Annotated in this window: 7 protein-coding genes and 2 pseudogenes; 3 read left to right on the top strand and 6 right to left on the bottom strand. The window is 61.7% G+C overall.

What is annotated here, in order from left to right; translation table 11 throughout:
• Nucleotides 1–543 precede the first annotated feature (543 nt).
• Nucleotides 544–2,375 (top strand): annotated as a pseudogene (locus B2D37_RS02510) (ABC transporter ATP-binding protein).
• 73 nt (nt 2,376–2,448) lie between these two features.
• On the top strand, nt 2,449–2,925 hold the full coding sequence (locus B2D37_RS02505) for a transposase (RefSeq protein WP_079201243.1): 477 nt from the start codon (nt 2,449–2,451) through the stop codon (nt 2,923–2,925).
• A gap of 121 nt (nt 2,926–3,046) precedes the next feature.
• Here the strand turns inward: B2D37_RS02505 and B2D37_RS02500 are convergent.
• From B2D37_RS02500 to B2D37_RS02475, 6 genes and pseudogenes are all read right to left on the bottom strand, one after another.
• Nucleotides 3,047–4,170: pseudogene (locus tag B2D37_RS02500) on the bottom strand (GNAT family N-acetyltransferase).
• A 90-nt stretch (nt 4,171–4,260) separates the two neighbouring features.
• Nucleotides 4,261–5,589, bottom strand: a complete 1,329-nt coding sequence (locus tag B2D37_RS02495; RefSeq protein ID WP_079201242.1) for an OprO/OprP family phosphate-selective porin — start codon at nt 5,587–5,589, stop codon at nt 4,261–4,263.
• A gap of 659 nt (nt 5,590–6,248) precedes the next feature.
• Nucleotides 6,249–6,692, bottom strand: a complete 444-nt coding sequence (locus B2D37_RS02490; RefSeq protein ID WP_079201241.1) for a hypothetical protein — start codon at nt 6,690–6,692, stop codon at nt 6,249–6,251.
• Nucleotides 6,693–6,805: 113 nt separating this feature from the next.
• Entirely contained in the window at nt 6,806–7,039 is a 234-nt protein-coding gene (locus B2D37_RS02485) for a zf-HC2 domain-containing protein (RefSeq protein WP_079201240.1), read from the bottom strand.
• Nucleotides 7,033–7,644 (bottom strand): RNA polymerase sigma factor, encoded by a 612-nt coding sequence (locus B2D37_RS02480; RefSeq protein WP_079201239.1) that lies wholly within the window; start codon nt 7,642–7,644, stop codon nt 7,033–7,035. The genes B2D37_RS02485 and B2D37_RS02480 overlap by 7 nt, the downstream gene beginning before the upstream one ends.
• Entirely contained in the window at nt 7,644–8,765 is a 1,122-nt protein-coding gene (locus tag B2D37_RS02475; protein WP_079204880.1) for a beta-ketoacyl-ACP synthase III, read from the bottom strand. Before B2D37_RS02475 ends, B2D37_RS02480 begins: the two co-directional genes overlap by 1 nt.
• Nucleotides 8,766–9,369: 604 nt before the next feature.
• Here B2D37_RS02475 and B2D37_RS02470 point away from each other — a divergent pair.
• The gene (locus tag B2D37_RS02470) at nt 9,370–12,009 is read left to right on the top strand and encodes a CHASE domain-containing protein (RefSeq protein WP_079201238.1); all 2,640 of its coding nucleotides are present in this window, start codon (nt 9,370–9,372) and stop codon (nt 12,007–12,009) included.
• Nucleotides 12,010–12,049 lie beyond the last annotated feature (40 nt).

The raw sequence follows: 12,049 nt of genomic DNA, 5'->3' as shown, positions 1-12,049 counted from the left end.
CACGTACCCCGCGCCTTGGGGCTATGGCGCTAGCGCCGCGGTTTCAAGCCGCGGAACCGACAGCGCACACCCGGTAGGATTACCGCTTACTGCCCGTACTTATCCTCGGCCGGGGCAGGCTCAGCTGGCATGGGCTCCGCAGGTGCGGGAGCCTGCTCCTCCTGTATCGGTGCCGCCGGTGGAACACTAGGCTGTTCCGGTTCTTTGTCGCACCCCACCAACGCCAGGGCGAAAACTGCGGGTAACAGAAATAAAATACGCATGCATGACCTCAATCACTAGTGGCTATCCGAACTCGGGCAAGGCGGGTTAAGCCGCCCCTCATCCTTATTGACCGGTATCAGGCGCAAGAGTGCCGTAACGGCTGACAGGGCTCAGCCACGCAACCCTGACCGCACGGGCCACAACCCTTGTCGATAATCGACAGCAGACGCCTGCGCGCCCAGGTACGGCCTTCACCCTGCGGCATTGCCCGGCGGTCGAGCGCCTGCGGGTTAAGGGATAGAATCAGGTTCTTCTCCCTGACTTAGGCGGATGCCTGACATGCTGTTCCGCCGCTTCGAAGCCCTGATCGACGCATTCAAAGCCACGCCGGACGTCGAGCCGCCAGCGGGCATCCTGCCGTTCTATGCCCATTACCTGCGCCAGGTCTGGCCACTGATGATCGCCGTGCTGGTGGTCGGCTTCTTCGCGGCCTTGATCGAAGTGGCGCTGTTCAGTTTCCTCGGCCGGCTGATCGACATGACCCAGGCCACGCCGAGCCGCGAATTTTTCAGCCAGTACCAGGGCGAGCTGCTGTGGATGCTTCTGGTAGCGTTGATCATCCGCCCGCTGGTGTTCGGCCTGCACAACCTGCTGACGCACCAGTCCATCAACCCCGGCCTGACCAACCTGATCCGCTGGCAGAACCACCGCTACGTGCTCAAGCAGAGCCTGAGCTTCTTCCAGAACGACTTCGCCGGTCGCATCGCCCAGCGCATCATGCAGACCGGCCCGGCCCTGCGCGACTCGGCCATGCAGGTGGTCGACGCGCTCTGGCACGTGCTGGTCTACGCTGGCAGCGCGCTGTACCTGTTCGCCGCCGCCGACCTGCGCCTGGTCCTGCCGCTGCTACTGTGGATCGTCGGCTACTGCGCGGCGCTCTGGTACTTCGTGCCACGCATCAAGGAACGCTCCACCGCCGCCTCGGCGGCACGCTCGAAAGTCATGGGCCGGGTGGTCGACGGCTATAGCAACATCGCCACCCTCAAACTCTTCGCCCACACCAAGGTTGAAGAACGCTACGCCCGCGAGGCCATGCAGGAGCTGCTCGAAAAATTCCGCCTGCAATCGCGCATCATCACCGTGCTGGACCTCCTCATCACCGGCCTCAACGGCCTACTGATCGTCGGCACCGCCGCCCTGGCGCTGTGGCTATGGAGCCAGGCGATGATCAGCAGCGGTGCCATCGCCCTGGCCATCGGCCTGGTGATCCGCATCAACAACATGGCCGAATGGATCATGTGGGTGGTCAACGGCATCTTCGAGAACGTCGGCACCGTGCAGGACGGCATGCGCACCATCGTCCAGCCGCGCCAGGTGTGCGACCGGGCGGACGCCAGGCCGCTGCGGGTCAGCAGGGCGAGGTGCACTTCGACAACATCCACTTCCACTACGGCAAAAGCCACGGGGTCATCGGCGGCCTGAACCTTGAGGTCGCGCCCGGCGAGAAGATCGGCTTGGTCGGTCCTTCCGGCGCGGGTAAATCGACCCTGGTCAGCCTCTTGCTGCGCCTTTACGACCTGGAGAGCGGGCGCATCCTCATCGACGGCCAGAACATCGCCGAGGTGGCCCAGGAAAGCCTGCGCGCCCAGATCGGCGTAGTCACCCAGGACACCTCGCTGCTGCACCGCTCGATTCGCGACAACCTGCTGTACGGCAAACCCGAGGCCAGCGAAGCCGAACTGCTCGAAGCCGTGCGCAAGGCCCGCGCCGACAGCTTCATCCCGCTGCTCGACGACGGCCAGGGCGGCCACGGCTTCGATGCCTGGGTCGGCGAGCGCGGGGTCAAGCTCTCCGGTGGTCAGCGCCAGCGCATCGCCATCGCCCGGGTACTGCTCAAAGACGCGCCGATCCTGATGCTCGACGAAGCCACCTCGGCGCTCGACTCGGAGGTTGAGGCGGTGATCCAGGACAGCCTGGATACCCTGATGCAGGGCAAGACAGTGATCGCCATCGCCCACCGCCTGTCGACCATCGCGCGCATGGACCGCCTGGTGGTCATCGATCAAGGCCGCATCGTCGAAACCGGCAGCCACCGCCAGTTGATCGAACGCGGCGGCCTCTACGCCCGCCTCTGGCAGCATCAGACCGGCGGTTTTGTCGGGGTGGAGTGAAGCGCCGGTCGCGGCCATACCTCTACCCCGTAGGAGCGGCCCATGGCCGCGAAAATTCCCAAGGAGAACGCTTATGGATGAGCACCACAGCCACAAAAAACCGGGCCACGCGGCATTGCGCAAAGGCCGGGTATCCCTGAGCAATACGGCTTATCTGATCACCGCAACCAGCGACAACCGCGAACCGCTGTTCACCCACTTTCCGGCAGCCTGCGCGGCCGCCCGTTGTTTCGAGGACGCCGCCTTGCTCAAGGAGAGCCGCATGCTGGCCTGGGTGCTGATGCCCGATCACGCCCACTGGCTGTTGCAGCTCGGCGGCAAGGACACACTCGGCGAGGTGATTGGCCAACTCAAATCCGCCAGTTCCCGCCACACCAATCGGACCCTGAATCGAACGGGTCCGCTCTGGTCGAAAGCCTTTCACGATCATGCCCTGCGCGAAGAGGAAGACCTGCAAGCCGTCGCCCGTTACATCGTGGCCAATCCGCTACGCGCGGGACTGGTCAAGCGGATTGGGGATTATCCGTTCTGGAATGCCATCTGGCTTTGATAAGGCGAGTAATTCGTCGGTGTCTCCGATATCGATTCGCGGGCATGGCCCGCTCCTACATGGGCCACCGCATCACCCGTAGGAGCGGGGGGACGCCGAGTTCCATGCCCGCGAAAAAATCTTATGCCTGCCGATACGGCAACAAACCGCGCGCCTCCTCGGCGTAGCCCTGCACACCCTGGCGCTCGTCCTGGAGAAAATTCGCCACCGCCGTGCGCAAGCCCGGATGGCAAAGGTAGTGCCAGGAGTGGGTGATCACCGGCTCGAAGCCGCGGATCAGCTTGTGCTCGCCCTGGGCACCGGCATCGAAGCGCTGCACCCCTGAGCAATCGCATACTCCATGCCCTGGTAGAAACAGGTCTCGAAGTGCAGCCGATCGAACTCCGCCAGACAACCCCAGTAGCGGCCATACAAACTATCGCCACCGATCAAACTGAACGCCATCGCCACCGGCCGGCCACCTTGGCGTGCCAACACCACGCGGATCATCTGCGGCATCCGCTCGGCCAGCAAGCTGAAGAACGTCCGGGTCAGATAGGGCAACTGGCCGCGCACCCGGTAGGTATTGGCGTAACACAGGTAGACGAAATCCCACTCGGCCTCGCTGAGCTGATGGCCTTCGCGCCAGTCGAACTCGATGCCCTGCCCCGCCACCTGCTCACGCTCCTTGCGCATCTGCTTGCGTTTGCGCGAGCTGAGGGCATCGAGAAAATCCTGAAAATCCCGGTAGCCGCGGTTGTGCCAATGATATTGGCAGCCAAGGCGCTGCAACCAGCCGTCACGCCCCTGCAGCAGCGCATCGTCGGCCGGGCTGGTGAAGTTGATATGCAGGCTCGACAAGCCCTGCTGCGCCAGGCTGGCGCTCAGCTCATCGAGCAATTGCCCGGCGGCGAGCGGATCGCCGAGCAGGCGCTGCCCGCCCACCGGCGAGAAGGGAATGGCCCCCAGTAACTTGGGGTAATAGTCGATGCCCGCACGGTGGCAGGCATCGGCCCAGCCATGGTCGAACACGTACTCGCCATAGGAATGACTTTTTATATAGCCCGGCATGGCCGCCAGCACCCGCCCCTGACCGTCCTGCAACAGCCGATGCGCCGCCTGCCAGCCGCTACGGCCACCAACGCTGCCGCTGTCTTCCAGTGCCGAGAGAAAGGCGTGGCACAGAAAAGGCTGCTGATTGATGCGCAAGGCATCCCAGCTTGAGGCATCCAACTCGTTCAACGCAGACAAGGTCGATATAGGCATGGCCGCAGTCTGGCCTGTTGTCCTGACGAAAAAAAGCCCCGCACGAGGCGGGGCTTGTAGGGTGCAGCGTTGTATTGGCGCGGTGTTTACTCAGAACACGTACTGCAGGCGCATCACTACCGCATCGCCGTCATCGTCACCCACGCTGTTGGTGATTTTGTCGGTCGAGCTCATCACGTAGTTGGCCGCGACCTTGACTGACTCGTTGGCGTACCAGTTGACGCCAACGGTGTGCAGCTTGGCCTCGGCATCGCCCACTTCGCGAGTCGCGGTAGCCGCCACGATGTTGTCGTCTTCGACGCTGATATGGTCATAGCGGTAGAACACTTCCCAGGCACCAATCTGCTTGTTGGCCGGTTTGATGCTGTCGAACTTGGCGCCGTCCAGCTTGTAGCCGCGCGACTCGCCGGTCAGGGTGTAGGCCAGTTGACCGTAGTAACCGCTGGCTTCGACGTCTTCGATGGTGGCGCGATCGGCCTTCAGCTTACGGCTCAGGTATTCAGCCTGGGCTGAAAAAGGACCGGCGGCCCAGGCCAATTCGGCGCCCCAGGCTGCGTCATTATCGAAATCGCCGGCGATGCCCTGGAAGCCACCGAAGAGGGCACGGTTGCCATTGGTGCCGGCGTCGTTACCACCTGCGGTGGATACGCCGCGCACAGTCAGGCGCGGACGGATACGGCCGTCGGCGGCAGCATCGCTCAGGTCGCGGTTGGCGTAGTTCAGGCCAAGATGCAGCACGTTGCCGGACTCGCTCATCGGCGCGAACACGCCACGTGCGTTGAACTGCTTGACGCTGTCGCCGTCGACATCGTTGTAGTCCTTGGCGGACAAGCCAGCGGACACCCAGGCCATGCCGCCGACAACGGCACTGGCTTGTGCGCCAAGGCCGTTTTCGTGACCGTTGGCCCAGTCGGCGATTTCGTAAGCGGCGTTACGCTCGATAGCGGTGATCCACTTGGAGCTGGTGGCTTTCTCCAGGCCGAAGTCCGGGTCGAAACGGCCGAATTTGAGGGTCACCGGGGCGAAACCGGTGTAGGCGATCGAGGCTTCGTCGAAATAGCCATCGTCGGAGTTACCGGCGTTGTGTGCGAAGTCGTAGCTGAGAACGTATTTCCAGTCTTTGTAGGCGACACCGCTCAGTTCGAGGAAGGCGCGGCGGAAATAGGCTCCGTCACCGGTATTGCCGTTCTTGGTGTGAAAACCGTCGAAACGACCGTAGTCGGCCTGCAGGCGGCCGCCTAGCTTGAAGCTGAATTCCTTGTCGGTGGTCGCCACTTCCAGGCCACCCTTGGTCTTGACCACGATATCGGCGCCGTCGGTGGTGACGGTGCCTGCGAAAGCCTGGGCGGAAACGGCCAGAGCCAGGGTGCTGGCTGCGAAACCGACCATTGCTCCACGGAAGCTGTGCTTACGGATCATCGAAGATTCCTCTAATAGACTTTTAGTGTTGAAAACACCCGAGCGATCGCGCTCGTTTGTGCTGCAGGGAATCTTGGCGACGGGTTATGTCAGCGCGGCTGCTGATATATAAAGTTTTGATGACAGCGGAACTTTTCTACTTCGAATATCTATAAGCAGTAATTGCTGGCCCTGAGTCTCGAGGGCGAGTCGCTGCAGAGCAGGCTGCTCGTGTGGGGGGGCTTTAGCCGCGAAGTCGAGCCAGAGAACGCCACCTATCTGGCGCAAAGAACACCGCATTGCTTTTGTGGCAGGGGGGCTTGACTGCGACTGGAGCGGCCGCCAAAGCATCGCGGCTAAAGCGGAACACCGCCCGACCGCCGCTCCAGCTGTGGTCGAGACGTTGCTCAGCGGGTGTGGAAAATCGGGCGCCGTCGCGAAGCCGCTTCCAGGCATTCGCGGCAAGGCATAGCAGCGTTCCGTTCGGGGCTTAGGCCGGTCCGGGCGCCGATCCGATCGGAGCGAAGGAATAGCTCGCCGGATGTATAGCGTACCGGTGAACGACGGTGCGCTGCCGGCGGCGAGTGACGTCCTACCGATCGCGAATTGCTCGAGGTAATGGGTCGCCGCGTAGGGCGTTTGGAGACGGCCGCAGTAGGCGAGAGTTGTTTCACAGGCTCTCAGCCCTCGCGTTTAGCCCCCCGCGCGGCGATCTGAGCGTACCAGGCCTCCAGCACTTCGCTGCGCTCACCGGCTACCACCCGCAGCAGCTCGCGCCGCGCCTGCGCCCGCTCGGCCCCGTGGAGCTGCAAATAGCCGAGCAAGTCGTCGAACAGCCGCCGCCGGCTATGCCCGGCCGCCGAATCATCGCGCCGCGACATGCAGTTGACCAACAAGGTGGAGCCGCATACGCAGTTACGGAAGACCTCGACCAGCGTCCCCTCTTCGTCGTCGTAGACGGCCTTCAGGCCGGTGATACCGGGGCGAATCGCCTGGGTCTGCTGGAAGTAGTCCGCCTCGCTGGCAAACTCCCGCCCGCAACTGCGACAGCGCTTGGGAAATCTGTCATGGCTGAGCGCCCTGAGACCGACGAAACAGGCATCGTGGCTGGTAATTGATGACATCTCGCGCTCCCACACCGAAATGGTGATTTGGCCAAGTCAGCATAGGCGCTGGCGCCAGTCGCGCTGGCTGGCAAAGCCCGAGACTGCAATGAGATAAGCACACTCAGCCCCGATCAGCGCTGCGAGCGGACCTGTTCGGCCAGCCGTGCAGCCAACTCCTCCAACTCGGGAATGGCCGTTTCCGGCAACCCGCGCAACACCCGCTGACTCAGGCGCATCTGTTTGATGAAGCGCCTGCAGCGAAAACACATGGCCAGATGCATCTGCACAGCCAGACGCTGGCGCAGATTCAACTGGCTATCCAATAAATCGCTGGAGTTCGCCACCAGCTCCTTACAACTCAGCATTGACCGGTCTCCTCGAAATGCTCCAGGGTGGCGAACACCTTCAACCGTGCCCTATGCAACAACACCCGGACATTGGAGAGCGATATCTGCAAAAGATTACAGATTTCCTCCAACTCCAGACCTTGGCGCTCGCGCAGCAGCAACACGCTGCTCTGCAACTCCGAGAGGCTGGTCAGGGTTATTTCCAGGCATTCACGCAGTTCTTCCTCCGTGAGCAGCGCTTCCGGGGTGTCCTGATGCCAGGCGTGCGGCGCCAGCAACCAGTGGCCGTCGTCCGCGAAGCGCTCCTCGCCAATCGATCCGTGCGGTCCCGGCAAATCGTCCAGCAGCACTTCACGACGGTTGTGCTTGAGGCGCGTCTTGGCGGTATTGGCAGTGATGGTCAGCAGCCAGGTCTTCAGGCTGGAGCGGCCCTGAAAGCCGCCCAGGTTGCGCACCACCGCAAGCCAGGCATCCTGCACCACCTCATCGGCATTGCGACTGCCAACGATGGCGAAGGCCACCGCCCGCATCGCCCCCTGATAGGTCGCGACCAGTTCGCGGAAGGCCTTCTGCTCGCCGGCCAGCAGGCGGGCGATCAGCGCGCTATCGGACGGATAATCCATTAACGCTTGCGCAGAATCACGCTGCCAATCGAGTAACCGGCACCGAAGGAACTGAGTACACCCAAGGCACCGCTCGGCAGGTCGTCCTGATGTTTGTGCAGGGCGATCACCGAACCGGCCGAGCTGGTGTTGGCATAGCTGTCGAGGATCACCGGCGCTTCACCTGGTTCGGCATCGCGACCGAGCAGCTTACGGGCGATCAGCAGGTTCATATTGAGGTTGGCCTGGTGCAGCCAGAAGCGCTTGATGTCGCTAACGTTCAACTGATTTTCCGCCAGATGGCTGGCAATCAGCTCGGCGACCATTGGGCAGACTTCCTTGAACACCTTGCGGCCTTCCTGGACGAACAGCTTGTCCGACGCGCCAACACCCTCTTCCGCTGCACGGTTGAGGAAGCCGAAGTTGTTGCGAATATTGTTGCTGAACTGGGTGATCAGCTTGGTGCTGACGATGTCGAACTGGTGCGCGGAGCTAGCCAGGTCGGCCCGTTCGACGATCACCGCGGTGCAGGCATCGCCGAAGATGAAGTGGCTGTCGCGGTCGCGGAAGTTCAGGTGACCGGTGCAGATTTCCGGGTTGACCATCAGGATCGCCCGCGCCTGGCCGAGCTGTACGGCGTTGGTCGCGGCCTGCAGGCCAAAGGTGGCCGAGGAGCAGGCCACGTTCATGTCGTAGCCGAACCCCTGAATCCCCAGCGCCGCCTGTACTTCGATGGCCACTGCCGGATAGGCGCGCTGCAGATTCGAGCAGGCGACTATCACCCCGTCGATATCCGCTGCGGTCTTGCCCGCACGGGCCAGTGCTTCTTGGGCGGCGCCGATAGCCATCTCGCAGAGGATGCCCCACTGCTCGTTGCTACGCTCGGCGATACGTGGCGTCATGCGTTTTGGATCGAGGATGCCGTCCTTGTCGATCACGAAGCGGCTCTTGATCCCTGAGGCCCGCTCGATAAAGGCGCTGCTCGATTCGACCAGTGCCTCGACCTCACCCTTGGCGATCGCCGCTGCATTGTCCGCATTGAACTGCTGGACGAATGCGTTGAAGGACTCCACCAGCTCGTCGTTGGAAATGCTATTCGCCGGTGTGTACAGGCCGGTACCACTGATCACGACGTTGTGCACGGTCATTCCTCTCGATATTTATTTGCCGCGCATCGCGGCCATTTATGCATAAGCCCCTGGCCGGCGGGCCACAGACAGAAATTTCTGAGTGCTAACAGGGCGTTATCGCCGAGCACTAGCACACGCGTTGCAAAGCGCAGAGTGTGCCACAACCTGCTAGGTTCGTCCGCACGTCAGTCAAGCGCTCGCAGGGCCTACTCAGTTAGTCAGTTTCGCCGGTTGTAGCCCCGATACGGCATTGCAGTTTCACCATATAAGCTGCGCGCGTGCGATACGCCGCGGTGCCGAAGCGCGGCACCTCGGGAGTGACGGGTCTGGATAAAAACCAATATCAGACTCTCAAACGCCTGCTCCGCCTCAACTGACTTGTGGTGCGGGTTATCTTCCGCTAGCTTTCGAGCCATGCAGTGATGCATCCACGGACAAGAAGCCTACCCCCGCCCTCTTTAATTGCTCATTGCCAGCATGAACGTATATTTCACCCGATAGAACCCGCCTGCTATCTCCGATTAATGCTGCCCTGCTTGAATGAAAGCGGAGTCTGACGCGGCACTGTAAACGCCACAAGAGTTGGACCAACCGCATCAACGGAGCTCTCCAGTCTATGCAGACTGCACCCTTTGCCGCAGTGCCACTGCCTGCGAAAATATTGCTGCTCGCTCTGGCCTATGCCGTAGCAGGCCACCTGGCCCTGATGCTGGCCATTGCGCCTGGGTTCGCCAGTGCCATTTTCCCACCTGTGGGGATCGCCCTGGCCGCGGTGCTGATTTGGGGTTACCCGATGCTCGCCGGGGTGTTTCTCGGTTCGACTTTGCTGAACCTCAGCATCGGCTTTATCAGCTTCGAGCAACTGAATCTGGAGGGCCTGCTGATCGCCATGGGCATCGCGCTCGGCACCTCACTGCAGAGCCTGGTCGGCAGCTGGCTGATTCGTCATTTCGTCGGCTTCCCCACCTCGCTCACCGATGAGCGAAGCATTTTGCTCCTGCTCTTTATTGGCGGACCGCTGGCTTGCCTGATCAGCGCCAGCGGCGGCGCTGGCGTGCTGTACCTGAGCCAGGTCATCACGGCCGCGCAATTGCCCTTCAGCTGGTGGACTTGGTGGGTCGGCGACAGCATTGGCGTGTTGATCGCCACCCCGCTGATGTTCATCCTCTTCGCCCAGCCCCGCGCCCTCTGGCGCAGCCGCGCTGGCAGCGTGGGTCTGCCGCTGCTGATCAGTTGCAGCATTATGGTGCTGATCTTCATCCGCTCCAGCGAAGTCGAGCAGAACAATCTGCGCCTGCGCTTTCACGAACAGACCAAGCTGATGGCCGCTACCCTGAAGTTCCGCTTTGAGCTTTACGGCAAGGCGGCTCAGTCCATAGGGCGCTTTTTTTCAGCGTCGGATCAGGTCTCCCGGCAAGATTTCGCCCATTTCGTGGCTGATCTGCCGAGCACCTATCCAGGTATCAACGCGGTGAGCTGGGATCCATTGATCAGCGCGGACCAGCGTGCGCGTTATGAAGCGCAGATGGTTGCCGAAGGCTTTCCCGGGTTCCGCATTAGCGAATTCAACGACTCAGGCGAGCTGGTTCCCGCCGCACAGCGAGAGGCCTATACACCTATAACCTTTGTCGAGCCCTTCGCGGCAAACACCAAGGCACTGGGTTTCGACGTGCTCTCCAGCCCGCACAGGCGTCAGGCTTTGGAAAGGGCTCGCGATAGCGCCAGGGCGGTGATGACTGCACCGATCACCCTCATACCGGACAACGCAGCACCGCAACCCGGCGTCCTGCTGCTATACCCGGTGTACAGGGGCAACTTGCCCCTCAGCATCGGCGAGCGTAGACGCGAGTTACGCGGCTATGCGGCTGCGGTGATCCGGATTGCCGACCTTATTGAAAATGCACTCCAGGCCTACCCGGCTGACAGCTTCCAGTTACAGTTGCTCGATATTACCGACGCCACGCCGCAGCCCCTGTATGGCCAAGCCAGCGCTGCGCTGACGCCCTATGCCGCAGGGCTGGTCTGGCAGGAGTCGTTTCAGGTGGCCGGACGCATGCTACAGCTGTCGATCTCGCCAACCGAAGCCTTTCTGCAACGCAACCATGGCCTGCAGCCTTGGGCGGTGCTGGCAGGCGGTCTGTTGTTATGCAGCCTATTCGGCGGCTATCTGCTGACCATCACCGGTCGCGCCGATCAGATTCGCCATCAGGTCACGCAACGCACCCTGGAGCTGAGTGCCATCCTGGAAAACGCCGCCGAAGGCATTCTCATATTCGATGAACGAGGCCTGATCGAACGCGCCAACCCGGCCAGCAGCCGCCTGTTCGGCTATGCCTCTAGTGAGCTGCTCGGGCGCCAGATAGCCAGCCTGATCCCAGCGCTGCACCTGCGCGCCGAGGAAGGATTGCAGGGCATGCTTGGCAAGCCACTGGAGGTCACTGCGACTAACGCCGCTGGCGTGCAGTTGGAACTTGAGATCAGCCTGAGCCGTTATCAGCTGCCGGGGCGTCAGCGCTATATCTGCATGGCCCGTGACATCAGCGCGCGTAAGCAGGTCGAACGCCTGAAGAGTGAATTCATTGCCACCGTCAGCCACGAGTTACGCACCCCGCTCACCTCGATCAAGGGCTCGTTAGGCCTTTTGGCGGCGGGTGCTGTGGGCGAGCTGCCGGAGAAGGTGCGCGAGCTGGTCTGCATCGCGCAAAGCAATTCGGAACGTCTGGTCAACCTGGTCAACGACATTCTGGATATCGAGAAACTTGAATACAGTCAAACCAGCATCCAGCTCAGCCGCACCGACCTGCGGCCCTTGTTGCATGAAGCGCTGCTGCACAACCAGGGCTACGCCGACAGTTTCGAGGTGCATCTCAGCCTGGATGACCAGGCACTGCCGGAGCAGGTACCGGTTGCAATCGACAGCCTGCGTCTGCAACAGGTATTGAGCAACCTGATATCCAATGCGGTGAAATTCTCCGAACCACGCAACCAGGTGCGGATATCCGCCGCAATCATCGCGAATGAAGTCAGGGTCCAGGTGCACGACCATGGCCCCGGCATCGCCGAGGAATTCCGCGAACGCATCTTCCAGAAATTCGCCCAGGCCGATGGGTCAGACAGTCGCCGTAAAGGCGGCACCGGACTCGGCCTGAGTATCTGCAAAACCCTGGTGGAGCGGATGAACGGCAAAATTGGCTATAGCAGTGTGCTGGGCGAAGGCAGCACCTTCTATTTCACCCTGCCGCTGACGGACGCCTGACCCGTCGACCTTTTGATGCCAGCCCTCACCCGTCCAGGCG

Origin of the sequence: Pseudomonas sp. CC6-YY-74 (genome assembly GCF_002025205.1) — a bacterium.
In the GTDB taxonomy this organism is placed as follows: domain Bacteria; phylum Pseudomonadota; class Gammaproteobacteria; order Pseudomonadales; family Pseudomonadaceae; genus Aquipseudomonas; species Aquipseudomonas paeninsulae.
Note: the sequence above shows the minus strand (reverse complement) of the source record. Positions and strands in the feature narration are given on the sequence as shown.

Excerpts from the sequence above, each read along its gene's own strand:
- B2D37_RS02505 (WP_079201243.1), top strand. The coding sequence starts at position 2,449 with ATGGATGAGCACCACAGCCACAAAAAACCGGGCCACGCGGCATTGCGC.
- B2D37_RS02495 (WP_079201242.1), bottom strand. The coding sequence starts at position 5,589 with ATGATCCGTAAGCACAGCTTCCGTGGAGCAATGGTCGGTTTCGCAGCC.
- B2D37_RS02490 (WP_079201241.1), bottom strand. The coding sequence starts at position 6,692 with ATGTCATCAATTACCAGCCACGATGCCTGTTTCGTCGGTCTCAGGGCG.
- B2D37_RS02485 (WP_079201240.1), bottom strand. The coding sequence starts at position 7,039 with ATGCTGAGTTGTAAGGAGCTGGTGGCGAACTCCAGCGATTTATTGGAT.
- B2D37_RS02480 (WP_079201239.1), bottom strand. The coding sequence starts at position 7,644 with ATGGATTATCCGTCCGATAGCGCGCTGATCGCCCGCCTGCTGGCCGGC.
- B2D37_RS02470 (WP_079201238.1), top strand. The coding sequence starts at position 9,370 with ATGCAGACTGCACCCTTTGCCGCAGTGCCACTGCCTGCGAAAATATTG.